General features: G+C 70.1%; 13 protein-coding genes. 11 read left to right on the top strand and 2 right to left on the bottom strand.

What is annotated here, in order from left to right; genetic code table 11:
• From VF697_RS15025 to VF697_RS15015, 3 genes are all read left to right on the top strand, one after another.
• The coding region (locus VF697_RS15025; protein ID WP_331095525.1) for a sensor histidine kinase at window positions 1-706 on the top strand (706 nt) is incomplete at its 5' end.
• A gap of 78 nt (window positions 707-784) precedes the next feature.
• A complete protein-coding gene (locus VF697_RS15020) occupies window positions 785-1,603 on the top strand; it encodes a cyclase family protein (protein ID WP_331095523.1) in 819 nt (272 codons plus the stop codon).
• Window positions 1,604-1,810: 207 nt separating this feature from the next.
• Window positions 1,811-3,694 (top strand): S8 family serine peptidase, encoded by a 1,884-nt coding sequence (locus VF697_RS15015; RefSeq protein ID WP_331095521.1) that lies wholly within the window; start codon window positions 1,811-1,813, stop codon window positions 3,692-3,694.
• A 137-nt stretch (window positions 3,695-3,831) separates the two neighbouring features.
• Here the strand turns inward: VF697_RS15015 and VF697_RS15010 are convergent, their stop codons facing one another.
• On the bottom strand, window positions 3,832-4,608 hold the full coding sequence (locus VF697_RS15010) for an enoyl-CoA hydratase-related protein (protein WP_331095519.1): 777 nt from the start codon (window positions 4,606-4,608) through the stop codon (window positions 3,832-3,834).
• A 103-nt stretch (window positions 4,609-4,711) separates the two neighbouring features.
• Between VF697_RS15010 and VF697_RS15005 the strand changes: the two genes are divergently transcribed.
• From VF697_RS15005 to VF697_RS14985, 5 genes are all read left to right on the top strand, one after another.
• A complete protein-coding gene (locus VF697_RS15005; protein WP_331095517.1) occupies window positions 4,712-6,667 on the top strand; it encodes a TIM44-like domain-containing protein in 1,956 nt (651 codons plus the stop codon).
• A gap of 102 nt (window positions 6,668-6,769) precedes the next feature.
• Window positions 6,770-7,543 (top strand): hypothetical protein, encoded by a 774-nt coding sequence (locus VF697_RS15000; protein ID WP_331095515.1) that lies wholly within the window; start codon window positions 6,770-6,772, stop codon window positions 7,541-7,543.
• A gap of 146 nt (window positions 7,544-7,689) precedes the next feature.
• A complete protein-coding gene (locus VF697_RS14995) occupies window positions 7,690-10,455 on the top strand; it encodes a TonB-dependent receptor domain-containing protein (RefSeq protein ID WP_331095513.1) in 2,766 nt (921 codons plus the stop codon).
• Window position 10,456: 1 nt separating this feature from the next.
• Window positions 10,457-11,779 carry a hypothetical protein gene (locus VF697_RS14990; RefSeq protein ID WP_331095511.1) on the top strand — a complete coding sequence of 441 codons (1,323 nt, stop codon included), beginning with the start codon at window positions 10,457-10,459 and terminating at the stop codon, window positions 11,777-11,779.
• 17 nt (window positions 11,780-11,796) lie between these two features.
• Window positions 11,797-12,414 (top strand): hypothetical protein, encoded by a 618-nt coding sequence (locus VF697_RS14985; protein ID WP_331095509.1) that lies wholly within the window; start codon window positions 11,797-11,799, stop codon window positions 12,412-12,414.
• Window positions 12,415-12,537: 123 nt separating this feature from the next.
• On the opposite strand, the gene VF697_RS14980 is transcribed toward VF697_RS14985, so the two are convergent.
• Window positions 12,538-12,930: an SET domain-containing protein gene (locus tag VF697_RS14980; RefSeq protein WP_331095507.1), complete on the bottom strand. Its 393-nt coding sequence runs from the start codon at window positions 12,928-12,930 to the stop codon at window positions 12,538-12,540.
• Between the two features lie 384 nt (window positions 12,931-13,314).
• Between VF697_RS14980 and VF697_RS14975 the strand changes: the two genes are divergently transcribed.
• The 3 genes from VF697_RS14975 (at window position 13,315) to VF697_RS14965 (ending at window position 16,314) form a co-directional block, all read left to right on the top strand.
• The gene (locus tag VF697_RS14975) at window positions 13,315-13,587 is read left to right on the top strand and encodes a hypothetical protein (protein WP_331095506.1); all 273 of its coding nucleotides are present in this window, start codon (window positions 13,315-13,317) and stop codon (window positions 13,585-13,587) included.
• An 87-nt stretch (window positions 13,588-13,674) separates the two neighbouring features.
• A complete protein-coding gene (locus tag VF697_RS14970; protein WP_331095504.1) occupies window positions 13,675-15,387 on the top strand; it encodes a serine/threonine-protein kinase in 1,713 nt (570 codons plus the stop codon).
• 51 nt (window positions 15,388-15,438) lie between these two features.
• Complete coding sequence (locus VF697_RS14965; RefSeq protein ID WP_331095527.1) at window positions 15,439-16,314, top strand: DUF2381 family protein; 876 nt, start codon at window positions 15,439-15,441, stop codon at window positions 16,312-16,314.
• Window positions 16,315-16,338 lie beyond the last annotated feature (24 nt).

Here is a 16,338-nt window from a genome sequence, read left to right as displayed (position 1 = left end):
GGCCTTCGTCAGCTCCAATGTCCACTACGTCGCCTCGGAGGTGCGGGAGCTGGCGGCGCATGGCGGGGAGCGCGAGCGCTGGGCGGAGGTGGAGCAGGCGCTCTCCGAGGCCCTCCAGGGCACGGAGCGGATGCGCCGCATCATCCAGGACCTCAAGACGTTCTCCCGGGTGAGGCCGGAGAGCGACCAGCGGGTGGAGGTGCACGCGGTGCTGGACCTGGTGCTGTCCATCGCGGCCGCGGAGGTGCGCCACCGCGCCCGGGTGGTGAAGGATTATGACCCGGTGCCGGCCGTGCTCGGGGACGAGACGCGGCTGGGTCAGGTGTTGCTCAACCTGCTCATCAACGCCGCCCAGGCCATCCCCGAGGGCCAGGCCCGCCAGCACGAGCTCCGCATCTCCACCCGCCAGGACGAGCAGGGCCGGGTCGTGGTGGCGGTGAGCGACACCGGGCAGGGCATCGCGCCCGAGGTGCTCCCCCGCATCTTCGAGCCCTTCTTCACCACCAAGCCGGTGGGGGTGGGCACGGGCCTGGGGTTGTCCATCTGCCACAGCTACGTGCAGGCCATGGGCGGAGACATCCGGGTGCGCAGCGAGGTGGGGCGGGGCACGACGTTCGAGGTGGTGCTGTGCTCCGCCGGGGAGGGCTCACCCGCGCGGTTGGAGGCGCAGGAGAGGAGCCCGCTGCGCAAGGCCGTCGGGGAGTAGAGGGCATGAGGGTGTCCGGGGAACCGGGCTCCAGGTATCGTCCCGCGGATTCCGCCGCCTCTGACGAGGGTCTCCTCCATGAATACGAGATATTGGAAGCTCCTGTCGTTTCCCGTGGCGCTGCTGCTGGGCGCCTGTGCCACCTCGGGCAACAGTGGCCGTGAGTCGCGGGAAGCCAGTTCCCCGGCTGCGTGGCTCGCGCGCGCACGCGTCGTCGACCTCGCCCATCCGCTCACCCCCGACATGCCCATCTTTCCGGGCGGAGCGCCCCTCGGCGTGACGGTGCTGGGCACCGTCGAGCGCGATGGCTACTTCATCCGCCAACTCGTGGTCGGAGAGCACATCGGTACGCACGTGGACGCGCCGGCGCACTTCGCCCCGGGCGCGGCCACGGTGGACAGGATTCCCCCGGAGATGCTGATGGGCCCGGCCGCGGTGGTGGACGTCACCGCGCAGGTCGCCCAGAACCCGGACTACGTGGTGTCCCCCGCGGACCTCGAGGCCTGGGAGCGCGAGCATGGCCCGCTCCAGCCCCAGCACCTGGTGCTCATCCGCACCGGCTGGGCCGCGCGCTGGCCGGACGAGAAGCGCTACCGCAATGCGGATGCGGCCGGTGTCATGCACTTCCCCGGACTCTCCGTGGCCGCCAGCCACCTGCTGCGCCAGCGGCAGGTGCGAGGCGTCGGCATCGACACCCTCTCCACGGACCCGGGCTCCAACACCACCTTCGAGCAGCACAGGGACTTCCTCGCTGGAGGCGGCTACCACATCGAGAACCTCGCGGATCTCTCGATGCTGCCTCCGGTGGGGGCCTTCCTCGTTGTCTCTCCTCTGCCCGTGAAGGATGGCAGCGGCGCCCCGGCGCGAGTGTTTGCCTTCCTCCCGCCGGAGGGGTGAGGAAGAAGATTTTATTCAGGGCTAAGCAACAACTCGCGCAATCCCAGGAAAATCCTCGTGAGATTCGTTCACGGAGCCGTTCCCCCTGGTGCGTGAGGTCCCATGAAATCGCGAGTTCTTTCCTCTCTGTTCTTTTCCGCTCTCCTTGGATTGTCTGCCTGTGGTGAGGGCCTGGAGCAGGAGTCCCTCCCGGAGGAGCTGGAGCTGATGCAGACCCGGCAGCTGCTGCGCCAGGAGCGGCCCGTTCCCGAGCAGTACATCGTGGTCCTGCGGGCGTCCGAGCCGAGCGTGGCGTCCCAGGGAGTCGCGGCGGTCGCCCAGGAGCTGGCCGCGCGGCACGCGGGCTCCGTGCTGCACACCTACGAGCATGCCTTCCGGGGCTTCGCGGTGAAGCTGCCCGAGGCCGCGGCCCTGCGCCTGCTCGAGGATCCGCGCGTGGCCTTCATCGAGGAGGACGGTGAGGTCCAGGCCGTGGCGACGCAGTCGAGCGCCCCCTGGGGCCTGGACCGCGTGGATCAGCCCGCCCTGCCGCTCAACGGCAGCTACGTCTACAACGTCAACGGCACCGGCGTGAATGCGTACATCATCGACTCCGGCATCCGCGCCACCCACACGGACTTTGGCGGGCGCGTGGTCTCCGCCTTCACCTACATCAACGATGGGCGCGGGACGACGGACTGCAACGGCCACGGCACCCATGTCGCCGGCATCGTCGGCGGCGCGACCCACGGCATCGCCAAGGGCGTGAAGCTGCACGCGGTGCGCGTGCTCGACTGCATGGGCCAGGGCACCGTCTCGGCCGTTGCCGCGGGCGTGGACTGGGTCACGGCCAATCACGTCAAGCCCGCGGTGGCCAACGTGAGCATCGTCTCCGGCCTCTCCACCGTGCTGGACACCGCCGTCACCAACTCCATCAACGCGGGGGTGACCTATGTGGTCGCCGCCGGCAACAGCAACGCCGACGCGTGCACCGGCTCGCCGGCCCGCACGGCCGCGCCCATCACGGTGGCCGCCACCAACAACCTGGACGAGCGCTGGGCCAGCTCCAACTTCGGCACCTGCGTGGACCTGTTCGCCCCTGGCATCGACATCACCTCCGCCTGGCACACCACCGACACCGCGACGGGCCTGATGTACGGCACCTCGCTGTCCACGGCGCACGTCACGGGCGCCGCGGCGCTCTACCTGGGGACCGCCACCACCGCCACCCCCGCCACCGTGGCCTCGGTGCTGACCAGCCGCGTCACCACGGGCATGGTGGTCAACCCCGGCACGGGCTCGCCCAACAAGCTGCTCTATACCCGCTGGATCGGTGACACGACCGCGCCCACCACCGCCATCACCGCGCCTGCCGCCGGTACCACCGTCAGCGGCACGGTGACCCTCAGCGCCAACGCCTCCGACAACGTCGGCGTGACCCGGGTGGAGTTCTATTTCAACAGCACCCGGATCGGCACCGACACGACCGCCGCGTACTCCCTCGCCTGGAACACCACGACCGTCGCCAACGGCACCTACACGCTCACCACCAAGGCCTTCGACATGAACGGCAACGTGGCCACCTCGGCTGGCATCACCGTGACGGTGAACAACGCCAGCTGCGCCATCACCCAGCAGCTGCTGGGCAACCCCGGCTTCGAGGGCGGCAACGTGAACTGGTACGCCTCCGCCGCCAACGTCATCGACGGCACGACCACGGGTTCGGCTCCTCGCACGGGCACCTGGAAGGCCTTCCTGCAAGGCTATGGCGCCGCGCAGAACGATCAGCTGGGACAGGTGGTCACCATTCCCAGCACCGCCTGCACCCTGGTGCTCAAGTTCTGGCTGCGGGTCGTCACCACGGAGACGGGCACGACCGCGTGGGACACGCTGACGGTGCGCACCCTGGACAACGCCACGGGCGCGGCGATCCAGACGCTGGCCACCTACAGCAACGTGAACGCGGGCACCGTCTACGTGGAGCGCTCGTTCACCCTCGCGGTGGCAAGCTACCGGGGCAAGACCATCCGCCTCCAGTTCGATGGCGCCGAGGACTCCACGAACGCGACGGGCTTCTTCATCGATGACACCTCGCTGACCATCACCCGCTAGTCCCGCTGTCGCAGGTCCCCCGCGCCAGGGCCGCGCCGACGCGATTGCCGCGTCAGCGTGCGTGCCCTGGCGCCGCTGTGTGAACCTTGACGGGCCAGGGAGACAGGATGTGAACCTGTCTCGCCTGCCCTGGTGCTTCAGCGTCCCTTGTAGGCCGGCTTGCGCTTCTCGGCGAAGGCCTTGAGGCCCTCCAGCCGATCCTCGGTGGCGAGCACCTTCTCGTAATGGCGCAGCTCCAGCGCGAGCGCCTCGTCCAGCTCCAGCGACAGGCCCTCGTCGACCGCGTGCTTCGCCGTGGCCACCGCGATCGGCGCGTTCTCCACGATGCTCTCCGCCAGCGAGTACGCCGTGTCCAGCAGGTGCCCCTCCGGCGCCAGCCGGTTCACCAGCCCGATGCTGAAGGCCTCCGCCGCGTTCAGCCTCCGGCCCGTGAGGATGAGGTCCTTCGCCCTCCCCGGCCCCACCAGCCGCGACAGCCGCTGTGTGCCTCCACCGCCCGGGATGATGCCCAGCTTCACCTCGGTCAGCCCCAGTTCGGCCGCCGGTGCCGCCACCCGCAGGTCGCACGAGAGCGCCAGCTCCGTGCCTCCGCCGAACGCCGCCCCGTTGATCGCCGCGATGAAGATGCAGTCGCTCTTCTCGATCGCCCGGAAGGTGCGCCGCAGCCCGTTCAGGAAGGCCCGCACCTCCTCCTCGGCCATCGTCCCGCGCTCCTTCAGGTCCGCCCCCGCGCAGAACGCCTTGTCCCCCGCCCCCGTCACCACCACCGCCCGCGTGTCGTGACCGCGCGACACGCGCGTCACCATCTCCTCCAGCTCCTTCAGCATCGCCCGGCTGATCGCGTTGCGCCGACCCTCGCCGTCGATGGTCCAGATCTCGATGGGTCCTCGTGCGTCGACCTTGAACTCCGCCATGTGCGCTCCCTTACCGGGCCCTACACCGGGCCACCAGTCGATCCCCCCAGCCTGCGGCGACTCCTCGGGCCTGACAAGGCGGAAACGATTACTCTTTTGGACGATGCGCACCGCCCCCACACGCTCCCTCGCCCGCTGGGTACCCTGGCTCTTCCTGGGCCTCGGGCTCGTGCTCCTCGTCCCCCTGGCGGCCCTCGCTCGCGGCGGCAGTGGTGAGAACTACCAGGCCCCCTCCAATGACCGTGACTCCGGCGGTGGAGGGAGCGTCCCCCTCGAGCTCGTCTTCTGGTTGTTGCGGCTCATCGTCGTGTACCCCCACATCGGGCTGCCCCTTCTGGGGCTCGGGGGAGTGGCCTGGTTCTTCTACCAGCGCAACCTCCACCCCACCGGCGCCACCCGGCGCGCCCTCCAGCAGCGCGAGGCCGAGCTGCGCACCACCGTCTCCTCGCGCGACGTCGAGGGCTGGGCGAACGCGCTGCGCCTCGAGGATCCTCAGTTCGAGCTCCAACCCCTGCTCGACAAGACGCGCCGGCTCTTCCTGGAGCTGCAGGACGCCTGGTTCAAGCGGGACATGTCCCCCGTGCGGCCCTTCCTCTCGGACGCCACCTTCCAGCGCTTCGAGGTGCAGCTCCAGCTCATGAAGGACCAGGGCGTACGCGATGCCATCACCGACATCCACGTGATGGACGTGCAGCTCATCGGGCTCGACCAGAGCGAGTGGTTCGACACCGTCCACCTGCGCGTGCGCGCCCGGATGCGCGACACCGACGTGCCCGCCTCCACCTCCGAGGCCGAGGCCCTCGCCGCCGCGAAGCGCGTCCCCCCGGAGGCCTTCACCGAGGTCTGGTCCTTCGTCCGCAAGCCCGGCGCCCAGACGCGCATCGGACAGGATCTCTTCCAGGGCAAGTGCCCCAACTGCGGCGCCCCGTACGCGGGCGGCGCCGCCAACCGCTGCGAGTTCTGCGGCGCCATCGTCAACTCGGGCAACTACGACTGGACGCTCTCGGAGATCACCCAGGGGATCGAGCACGTGCGCCACTACGCCCAGGTGGACAACCTGCGCGAGGCCCGCGAGGCCGACCCGGCCCTCAACCTGGAGATCCTCGAGGACCGCACCTCGCTCCTGTTCTGGAAGTGGGTGGACGCGCAGAGCCACGGCACCTCGCGGCGCCTGCACAAGGTGGCCAACGCCGAGGCCATTGCCCGGCTCGACGAGGAGCTCGGCGGCCTGCGCGAGCACGGCCGGCGCAAGGTGTTCCTTGAGTGCGCCGTGGGCGGCGTCATCACCCGCGCCTTCGAGGTGAACCCCGAGGGCTTCGACAAGGCCCACGTGGAGGTGCGCTGGAGCGCGCGCATGGGCGTCGGCCCCGCCAACGAGCGGCCCCCTGCCCTGCCCACCCTTCCGCAGCGCTGGGTCTTCACCCTGGTGCGCAAGCACGGCGCCCGCACCAACACGGACAACGGCATGTCCACGAACCGGTGCCCCCAGTGCAACGCGCCGCTCACCGACTCGGCCGCTATCACCTGTGACTACTGCGGCACCGCGCTCGGCAGTGGCGAGCGGGACTGGGTGCTGGCCTCGGCGGATTCCTTCGAGGCCTGGGACGCTCGCGAGCAGCGGCACTTCGATTCTGGCATGGCCGCTCGGAGGAGCGGGGTCCGCGACAGGCCCGCCGTGCAGACGCCGGCCGTGGCCCGGGGGCCCGCGGATGACGTCATCACGAATCCCCAGGAGCGCCAGCGCCTCCTTTATATGATGGCCGCGATCGCCGCCTCGGACGGCTCCGTGGAGGCCTCCGAGCGCAAGCTGCTCGAGCTGTGTGCCCGGCGGTGGGACGTCCCCTGGAGCAACGTGGAGATGGCCCTCAACTCCGGTCCCCAGCTCTTCACCCGGCTGGTGCCCCGAGGCACCCCCGAGGCCGAGAGCTTCCTGCGCCACATCGTGGACATGGCCCTGGTGGATGGGCGGATCGATCGCAAGGAGCGGCGGATGCTCGAGTACGCCGCCACCCACCTGGACCTCACGGACAAGCTGCCGGCGCTGCTGAACGGGCGTTAGCGGCTGCAATGCGAGGAACTCGTGACAGAGCATGTCACCCCGGAGTGGTAAGAGCTGGGACCCCCATGGAGGGTCCCTCCGGGCCCTCGACAGGAGTCCACCTTGAAGTCCAGGTCCCTGAAATCGCTCCTCGGCACCCTCGCCTTCATCGCCGCGCCCGTGGCCTTGGCCGGCCTCAGCGTGTCCCAGCCCCTCTTCGAGTCGAAGGTAAGAACCGCGCGCGCGACCACCAGCCCCCAGGGCGTGGTTGTCACCCGGGCGGAGATCTCCGGCGCGCTGAGCAGCTTCCTCGCCTACGACGACGGCACGGTCGACACCAGCGAGCGCTCCTACCTGTCCACCCGGGTCAATGACCCGGTCTTCCTCACCGATTTCGCCACCGACGCCCGGACGTACTTCTCCAGCTTCTACGAGCTGAACGACGCGGCCACCTCCCCCGCGCCCCTGAGCGTCTACCCGGTGGACGAGACGCCCGCCCAGGCGTTCGGCGTCAGCGGCGTCCTCTCCGGCAGCGCCGCCATCCAGGAGGGCGTCATTCCCTCCCAGCCCTACCAGCCGGGCGTGGCCAACCAGGTGACGCTGCAGTGGACCTACTACAGCTCCTTCGACAGCACGGGCGTGGGCGTGTTCGACCCCATCAACGAGGCCGAGCTCCGGCTCGCGCTGGCGCTGCCCGGCGCCACGCAGGCGGAGATCAACGGGGCGGTGGCCTACCTCAACCAGATCGCCGGCAACAGCAAGCGTCTCTACAAGGCGAGCTGGAAGAACGACTACGGCCGCCAGTACCCCGGGGGCCTGGGTGGCTTCGTGGTGGCCGCCGTCAGCACGGACCGGCGCTTCGTGCGCTACGTCGAGTTCATCACCTGGTCGGAGTAACCACCCACGGTGACGGTGGCGGGTCCGCCTGCGGGCCCGCCCCTCACGGGCGGTGAACGGCCCGGTTTCTCATCCCGGGAGAAGCGCGCGAAAATCCCGGGGTGGGGGTGACAACTTCGAGCGGCTGTGGTGTTGAGCAGCGCACCATGGCTTTCCCGCGTCTTCCCACCCTCCTCCTGCTCGTCCTGCTCGCGCTTCCCGGCCCCGCTCGGGCGCAGGGGGTGCCCTCGACGGCCAGCGAGCCGCGCTCGGTGGAGGTGGACCTCCAGACCTCCGACGCCGGCACCACCGTCTCCGCCGAGGACGCCGAGCGCCTGGGGCTCTCCACCGATGGCGGCGTGGCCCGGCTCGTGCCGCCCTCCCTGCTGGCGGACGCGCCCGCAGCGTGGCCCGAGGGCCTGGAAGGCACGGCCGGCGAGGTGGTGCTGGAGCTGCTCCTCGACGAGCAGGGCCACGTCACCGAGGTGAAGGTGGTGCGGGCCCCCGCCGAGGCGCGGCTCACCGAGGCGGCGCTCGCGGCGGCGCCTGGCCTGCGCTTCACTCCCGCCACCCTGGGGGGGGTGCCCGTGTCGGTGCGCCTGCCCTTCGTCTACCGCTTCGAGCCTCCCGCGGCGCCCGCCGCCGCCGTCGCCCAGGCCCGCCTCACGGGCGAGGTGCGTGCACGCGGCACCCGCCGCCCCCTGGTGGACGCCACGCTCTTCCTCGACGGCAGTCCCACCCCGGTCGCCACCACCGATGCCCAGGGCCTCTTCTCCCTGGAGCTGCCCGCCGGGGCCCATCGCCTGGAGGTGCGTGCCCCGGGTCACAAGCCCTCCACCTTCGAGGAGACGCTCGCGACCGGCCAGTCCCTGCGCGTCATCTACCGCCTGCAGCCCGGCGCGGTGAGCCCGTACGAGACGGTGGTGCGGGATGACCGCCCGCGCACCGAGGTCACCCGCATCTCGCTGCACGAGCAGGAGATTCGCGAGGTGCCCGGCACGCTGGGAGACCCGTTCCGCGTCGTCATGCTCATGCCGGGCGTGGGCAGCCTCGCCTCGGGCATCAGCTACCCCGTGGTGCGTGGCAGCCAACCCGCCGCCACCGGCTTCTTCCTCGATGGCGTGCGCATCCCCATGCTCTACCACTTGCTGCTCGGGCCGGCGGTGGTGCACCCGGACTTCATCGACACGGTGGACTTCTACCCGGGCACCCCGCCGGTGCAGTACGGGCGCGTGCTGGGCGGCGCGGTGGAGGGGCGCATCACCCGTCCGCGCGAGGATCGGCTGCACGCCACCGCGTACGCGGATCTGCTCAACAGCGGCGGCTTCGTCGAGTACCCCATCCAGTCCACCGGCACGAGCATCAGCGTGGGCGGGCGCGTCAGCTACTCCGCGCTGCTCATCGCCCTGACGGCCAACGCCCTCAACCGCGAGGAGGCGCAGCGGGTGCGCGCGGGCTTCTGGGACTACCAGGCGCGCATCGAGCAGAAGGTGGGCGAGGGGCGCCTGCGGCTGTTCGCCCTGGGCAGCTCGGACGACGTGGGCATCAGTCCCGAGCTGCGCGAGGGCAGCGAGGGGATCGGCGTCGCCTCGCGCTTCCACCGGATTGACCTGCGGGGCACGCACCCGCTGGCGGGCGGCGAGGGCGAGCTGGGCCTCACCTGGGGCTCGGACTCACTGGGGCTGGTGGGCGATCAGACGGTGCTCCAGCAACCGAGTGGTACCCTGGCGCGCCAGCGCGTGGGCGAGTACGGCATGGAGCAGCAGAGCCTCGCGGCGCGTGCGAGCTGGAAGCGGCGGCTGTCGGACGCGATGGACCTCCTGGTGGGCGGTGACGTGGAGCACCGGCGCGCGGCCACCCGCCTCACCGGCACCGCGAACCCGCCGGGCTGGCGGCCCGGGGACGAGGCGGATCCGCTCAAGAATCCCTCCTCGCTGGCCACCTTCTCCGGCGCGTACGCCTCGCTGACGTGGCGGCCCGCGGAGCGCTGGCTCGTGGTGCCCGGCCTGCGCGTGGACGCCTACCACCTGGTGCCCGGCATCACGCATACCGCCCTCGAGCCGCGCCTCACCGTGCGCCACACCCTCTCGGAGACGCTCACCCTCAAGGGGGGCGCGGGCCTCTTCCACCAGCCCCCCACCGTGCTGCTGCACATCCCCGCGGTGGACACCTCCGGCCTGCGCTACGGCCTGCAGTCGGGGGCCCAGTTCGACGTGGGCGCCGAGTGGAAGGCCGTCGAGGGCCTGGAGCTGAGCGCGGACGCCTTCTACAACCCGCTGTCGCGCACCGTGGAGTTCGACCTGGCCGACGTGGCGGAGAACCGGCGGCGGCGCGATCTGGCGCTGGAGGACCCGGCCGCCAGCGGCTACGCGTACGGCTTCGAGGTGATGGCCCGCCACCCGCTGGGCCGCGACTGGTTCGGCTGGGTCTCCTACAGCTTCCTGCAGAGCAAGCGCCGCGTACGCTTCAACCGCATCGGCGATGACAACCGCGTGGTGGAGCGCGTGGAGGGCACCCTGCCCTTCGCCTTCGAGCAGGCCCACGTCGTCAACGCCGCCCTCAGCTACAAGCTCGGCAACAACTGGACGCTGGGCACCGTGGTGCACTTCAACACCGGCCGGCCCGAGACGGGGCAGATCACCTCGCTCACCCAGCGCACCACCACCGACGCCACCGGGCAGACGCAGTGGGTGCGGCAGGACATGGATCGCGCCGGGCGCCTGGCCCCCTTCTTCCGCGTGGACCTGCGCGTCGCGAAGTCGTGGGCCATGAAGGACTTCACGCTCGACGCCTACCTGGACCTTCTCAACGCCTCGCTCCAGCAGGAAGTGCTCGCCTACGAGTACACCCGCACCGACGCCGGTGCCCTCGAGCGCAAGCCCCTGAGCCTTCCCATCATTCTCCCGCTCCTCGGTGTGAAGGGGACCTACTGACATGCGCCATCTGCGTCACTGCCTCGCCCTGCTGCCCCTGCTCGCCGCCGGCTGCCGCTACCCGGAGGACCCCGTCTTCGCGTACGGCCGCGCGCTCAACCCGGACGGCTCGCCCCTGGCGGGCGCCACCGTGAGCGTCGAGCGGGCCCCGCCTCGCGAGTCCAACTACACCGAGAACGGCGAGCCGCCCCCCGAGACGCGCCCCGTCTTCAGCCCGTACGCGACGTCCACCGTCCAGGCCAACGGCGACTTCACGGTGCAGTTCCTCACGGGCGAGGTGGAGGAATGGGCGAGCGACTATGCGTACCTTCAGTATCGCTTCCGCGCGTCGCTGCCCCTGAAGGACGGCGAGGGCACCTTCATCTACTTCACGTTCAGCGGCGACATGGAGCTGCCCACCCTCCAGCGCTGGGATGCCCGGCTCACCGTGGGCGAGGGCGCCCAGGGGCCCACCCTCTCCTTCGCGCCCGCTCCGCCCGCCCCCGAGCTGCCTCCGAGCGGCAAGCCGCGGATCATCTTCTTCCACGGCCTGGAGGGTGGAGAGGAGACGGTGACGATGCCCGCCCACACGACGCCCGAGTCCATCTTGCAGCTCTTCGCCGGGGGCGAGCGGCTGTGGATGGAGTCGGGCGTGAGCGCGCCCTGGGTGCCGGGCCCGTACGTGCTGGAGGACTTCGCCAGTCCCGAGGCGCAACTGCGCGCCGTGGCCCTGGGGCAGTGGAGCTTCAGCCCGCTGGGTACCACCGGCAGCCATGTCCTCTTCCGGCAGGAGTGGCGCACCGCCCGCACGCCGCTGCCCGCTGGCACCGCTCGGCCCGTCAGCCGGGGCGCCTCGTGCGAGCCCTCGCCCTCGGAGGTGTGTCCCTTCACCGACGGCCGGCTCACCCCGGTGGTCTTCTCCGAGAACAGGGCCGTGGGTGAGATGGCGCGCTCCATCACCGTCACGCTGGCCGAGCCCATGCACCTCTCGCGCGCCGTCATTCGAGGGCTGGATTCCCAGCACGCGTTCGAGGGCGTGGAGCGCCTGCTGCTGGAGGGCAGCGCGGACGGTGAGCACTGGGTGCCCCTGACGGAGCGCCGCCTGCGCGACCGCACCCGCCGGGAAGCCATCCTGCGGAGCGAGTACGAGAACCTCGCCCTCGACACCGCCTGGAACAGCCCCTTCGACGAGAAGCTCGAGCTGTACGATCAGGCCCCGCGCTTCTTCGATCTGCCGCTGAAGACCCTGGAGCCGGTGCGCCACGTCCGGCTCAGCCTGGACAGGGGACAGTCGGAGGCGCCCCTCCTCCTGTTCTCCCTGGCGGAGGTGTCCCTCTTCCCTTGACGCCTATACTCCGGGGCATGTCCCGACGACTCGGTGTGCTCGCCACCGCCCTGCTCCTGCCCCTGCTCGGGGGGTGCTTCCTCGATCCCACCTGCGAGCCCACGTGCGATGGCGACGTCATCGCGAGGTGTGGCTGGGAGTGCTCCGGCGAGGGGAAGCTCGACGTCGACGAGTGCCACCGCGAGTACTCCCAGGAGGACTGCGCGGCCCAGACGGGCCCGAGCGGCGGACCCAAGACGTGCCGGCTGGTGCCCACGCAGGGCTCCGCACCCGTCCCGACGTGCGTCGATGCGAACATGCCCCGCTGTGACCCGGAGGCCACGCTGTTCTGCACCGGGCCCCACTCCTGGGCGGCGTGCCTCGCCACTACCGAGGGCGGCTACATCTCCTCCACCCAGGAGGACATCTGCGCCGACACGCCTGGACTCGAGTGTCACACCTCCGGCGCGAGCCTCCTGTGCGTCGACTCGCCCAAGCAGCGCTGCGACCCGGCCACCTACCCGCGGTGCCTGGACGGCGGGACGCTCCTCGAGTGCCTCGGGACGCCGGCCGCGGAGGGCTCCTACGTGAGGACCCTTCCCTGCCAGCCGGCGCGGTGCACTGGCGCCCCGGGTGCCGCCCGCTGCCAGTCCTGAGCGTCGCCTCGCCCTCAGTGGGACGGCGGCGGGCCCGAGCGGAAGTGCTGGCGCACGCGCGGCCTCGGCCGCGAAGCCGTTGCTCTCCAGGCGGGCCGTCACCCATGCCCCTTCCCTCGCGCGTCACATGCGCTCGGGCTCGATGATGCCCGCGAACACGTCCCAGCTGTCCTCCATGGTGACGTAGTTGTCGGTGAGCTCCTCGCCCTGCGCGATGTCGCGAAGCGCGAGCGTGTACTGCCGCGTCGGATCATTGCCGCAGTTGGGCGTGGGCGAGTGATTCATGAACCGGGCGTGGTCGCCACACAGCACGAGCGTGCCGCGATCACTGTAGGCGTAGCGCGCCAGGAAGGTCTTCATCGTCGGCGACATGGGGACGACCTCTTCCGGGGTGAACCGCTGGTCCACCGGTGGATCGAACCCCCAGATCACGGTGCCCTTTGGAATGGGCTGGCCCGCGAAGAGGCCGATGCCGTGGATGCCGGATGGAGCGATGTGAGCCTTGATACGAAGCATGGTGATGTGTGTCCTCTCGTCCCGCGGAGTCCCGATGCCGGGACCCGTTCGGTCCGCGTCTCCGTCCCCAGGGTATTTGCGCAGAGCGCGAGACTGAAGGCCATTTCTGTGCTCCCCGTGGAGTTCCCACGGGTCCGGGTCGGGAGTGCCCCAGGGCCTCCCCTCTGGGGGCGCTCCGCGTGTGTTGCACCCAACACCCCGCCGAGGAGGCGGGAGCCGTCGGAGTGTCCCACCGTGGAGGGTGGGCAGACCGGGTGCTGTCCCAGGTGGTCCTTCAGAGCGGCGGCGATTTCTGGTTGAAACTGGGGGGTGAGCCCCACCCCGACGAAGCAGCCCCGCCAGACCGGGCACGGTCCCTCCCGAGAAGCCGAGGAGGGGCCCATCATGATGCCCCTGCCCCGCTTCTACGGCACCTCCACGACGGCGAAGCTGGAGACCCGTGCGCGCCAGCTCGGCCTGCGCCTGGGGATCGTGTACGGCGAGGGAGACCGCTGCGACCGTTATTTCGTGGCGTCAATGGACGGCAAGCGGCTGGAGCGCCTGGTGCCACTCGGGTGGACGGCGGACGAGGCCGAGGAGTCCCTCGGGAACATGGCCCGGGAGCGACTCGAGGAAGAGACCCGGAAGACATCCAGGGGCTCGGGCCCGCGCCGGTAGGCAGCGGACAGGACATGGCAGTACGGCTCGGGGGCTCCAGCCACCGCGCTGGACGCCTCCCGGGTTTTCTCATGGGAGGCAGACCAGATGCGCGAGCGCGGCAGTGCGGGAGAGGCACGAGAGTCCCCCTGGCGGTTGATTCCCGGAGCCCAGGTGGCGGGCTTCACCGTCTTGGGGCTGCTGGCCTCCGGGAGCTTCGGCACGGTGTACCGGGCGAAGCGGGACGGGCGGCTCTTCGCCATCAAGCTGGTGCCCTGGGACCCACGGGGCGACCGGGAGGTGGACGCGCTGCGGCGGGTGCGCCACCCGAACGTGGTGGGCTTCCATGGCTACGGCCTCTGGCCGGACGAGGAGCCGCGCTTCCTGGTGCTGGCGCTGGAGCTCGTCGAGGGGCGCACGCTGGACGTGTGGACCTGGGAGGAGAACCCCACCGCGCTCGAGCTGATGAGCCGGGTGCTGCGACCGCTCGCGGGCACCCTGGAGGCGGTGCATGCCGAGGGGGTGGTGCACCGGGACGTGAAGGAAGCCAACGTCGTCATGCGCGAGGCGGACGGGCAGCCGGTGCTGGTGGACTTCGGCGCGGCCGGGTACGAGGGCGCCACGCGCCTGACGACGCGCCTGCCACCGGGCACACCGGAGTACCGCAGCCCCGAGGCCCTGTGCTTCGCTCGTGAAGAATGGGAGGGCGAGCCCTACCCTCCCAGCCCCGGAGACGACCTGTGGGCGCTGGGCGTCACGCTCTACTGGCTGCTGACGCGCACGCTGCCCTTCGGGGACCGGCACAACCTGAGACTGGCGCAGACCATCCTCCAGGAGCCCCCGACACCGCCGCACGAGCTCAACCCCCGCGTGCCCCTGGCCTTGAGCGCGCTGTGCCTGCGCATGCTGGAGAAGCGCCCCGAGGCGCGCTTCGCGGACGCGGGCGAGCTCGCGGAGGCCCTGGAGGCGGCCGCGGCCGCGGCTGACGACTCCTGGCGCGTGCCGCTCTTCCCGGGAGAGAGGAAGGAGAAGCACCCCACCCCCACCCCCGCGCCTCCCCTCCTCCCGGCGGCGCGCGAGCACCCGCCCTCCCGGTGGTGGCCCTGGACCGTCGTGCCTGTGTTCACCGCGGCCCTGGTGCTGGGGCTCTCGATTGAAGCGCCACCCCCACCCACGGAGTTGCCCCGCCAGCACACGACGGCTCACGCCAGCTTCGGCCAGGAATTCGATTCGGAGGACATGACGGGAGAAGTTGTGTCCGGCGCGGAACCGCAGAAGTCACCCACCCCCGCGCCCATGCACGAGGAACGCCCGATGATCACGTCCCGTAAGACCCGCACTTTGATTGCCGCCGGTTGTGTTGCCGGTTCCGCTGGTTGCGTGAGCGGCCCGCAGCTGCGCCCCCCTCCTCCGGAAGACTGCCCGCCGGGAGCTGAAGAGACCATGGAGCGGCTCAACATCGACGGTATCAAGCATGGGGCCGTCTTCCCTCCTTACAACGAGCCGGTCTCGGTCCTGACCGTCCAGGAGGGCCCTGTCATGCTCCAGCCGTTCACGTTCAGGGGCCCGAATCACAACGACCGCGACCTCGGCGAAAAATCCCGTCTCCTCGGGAGGCTCTACATCGGGAAGGACCGTGTTTACGGTCGATTCACCGCGCTCCGCCTGCCCAACGGGGAGGTGGTGCCGGTGTGCATGGAGATGTCCCCGGCTTTCCCTTCCGAGGTGGAGCACGCCGTGCCTCTGGAGGAGGGCAGCACGCCCCAGCAGCCACGCATCGTCTCCAGCGTCTCGGTGCAGGCGGTCTACCGCTTCGAGTAGGTCCATCCTGGAAGGCTCCACACCGTGCTCCCTTCTCTCTTGTTGTTGTCAATGCTTCACGGCTCGCCCGGCGTGCTGTCCACTACTGCCGTCTGCCAGGACGTGCAGCGCGTGGAGTTGTCGTTGGCGCGAGGTGCACCCATGGAAATCTGCGTCAGTGCGGGCCTCCTGACGGGCTTCGTTTTCGACGCACATGTCACGGTGGACCTGGAGGAGGAAGTCCGCTTCGCGGATATCACGCGAGGCCGCGCCAGCATCAACGTCATGCCTCCAGGGGACAGCCTGGAGGGTGAGCGTTTTCGACTCACCGCGCGCTTCGTGGACGGATCGGGTGTCACCTTCGTGCTCGTCGTCCACAAAGGACGGGCAACGCGACAGATCGAGGTGTACCGAGACAAGCGCACGAGGGAGTCCTTCGAGCACGAGCTGGCCCAGGAGCATGCGAAGAATCAGCAACTCCAGTGGGAACTCGATCAGCTCAAGCACGAGCTTGGGCAACTGCGTAACGACTACGGGGACCCGGGCTCACTGCGGAGGTTGATTGCCAGGCAGTCGATAGATCCTTCTGGCATTCGTGCCCTGGCTATGGATCGGGAGTTGCACAGGCGTGTGCAGGGCGGCCTCTCGCTCCAACGGGGTGTCGCCTATCGCAGCTACAAGCGAGTGACCGTGGAGGTGTGGGTGCTGAACTCCGGCGAGACGCCATGGTCGGCCGTCGGGGTGTCATTCGTGGACGCCAAGGGCAAGGAGCTGACAGAGGGAATACAGCTCTGGCACCAGGATGGCTCCACCCCTCCGAACCAGAAGAGCCTGCTGGTGGTCGAGGTTGACGCTAAACCCCAGGAGCTTCATGGCAAGCTCACGCTGCGCCTGAGGGAGAACGGACCGCGTACCCTCAGCATCCCGGAGGTGGTGATTCCTCGATGAACGAGAGAGTGCCCTGGAGTGTTC

This window comes from Archangium sp. (assembly GCF_036388035.1).
Lineage (GTDB): Bacteria > Myxococcota > Myxococcia > Myxococcales > Myxococcaceae > Archangium.
The sequence above is the reverse complement of the archived record's forward strand: the minus strand, read 5'-3'. Positions and strand labels throughout refer to the sequence as shown.

Bases quoted from the DNA above. Each gene is read 5' to 3' on its own strand.
- VF697_RS15015 (WP_331095521.1), top strand. From the start codon at position 1,811: ATGCAGACCCGGCAGCTGCTGCGCCAGGAGCGGCCCGTTCCCGAGCAG.
- VF697_RS14975 (WP_331095506.1), top strand. From the start codon at position 13,315: ATGATGCCCCTGCCCCGCTTCTACGGCACCTCCACGACGGCGAAGCTG.
- VF697_RS14970 (WP_331095504.1), top strand. From the start codon at position 13,675: ATGCGCGAGCGCGGCAGTGCGGGAGAGGCACGAGAGTCCCCCTGGCGG.
- VF697_RS15005 (WP_331095517.1), top strand. From the start codon at position 4,712: ATGCGCACCGCCCCCACACGCTCCCTCGCCCGCTGGGTACCCTGGCTC.
- VF697_RS14995 (WP_331095513.1), top strand. From the start codon at position 7,690: ATGGCTTTCCCGCGTCTTCCCACCCTCCTCCTGCTCGTCCTGCTCGCG.
- VF697_RS14980 (WP_331095507.1), bottom strand. From the start codon at position 12,930: ATGCTTCGTATCAAGGCTCACATCGCTCCATCCGGCATCCACGGCATC.
- VF697_RS14965 (WP_331095527.1), top strand. From the start codon at position 15,439: ATGCTTCACGGCTCGCCCGGCGTGCTGTCCACTACTGCCGTCTGCCAG.
- VF697_RS14985 (WP_331095509.1), top strand. From the start codon at position 11,797: ATGTCCCGACGACTCGGTGTGCTCGCCACCGCCCTGCTCCTGCCCCTG.
- VF697_RS14990 (WP_331095511.1), top strand. From the start codon at position 10,457: ATGCGCCATCTGCGTCACTGCCTCGCCCTGCTGCCCCTGCTCGCCGCC.
- VF697_RS15010 (WP_331095519.1), bottom strand. From the start codon at position 4,608: ATGGCGGAGTTCAAGGTCGACGCACGAGGACCCATCGAGATCTGGACC.
- VF697_RS15020 (WP_331095523.1), top strand. From the start codon at position 785: ATGAATACGAGATATTGGAAGCTCCTGTCGTTTCCCGTGGCGCTGCTG.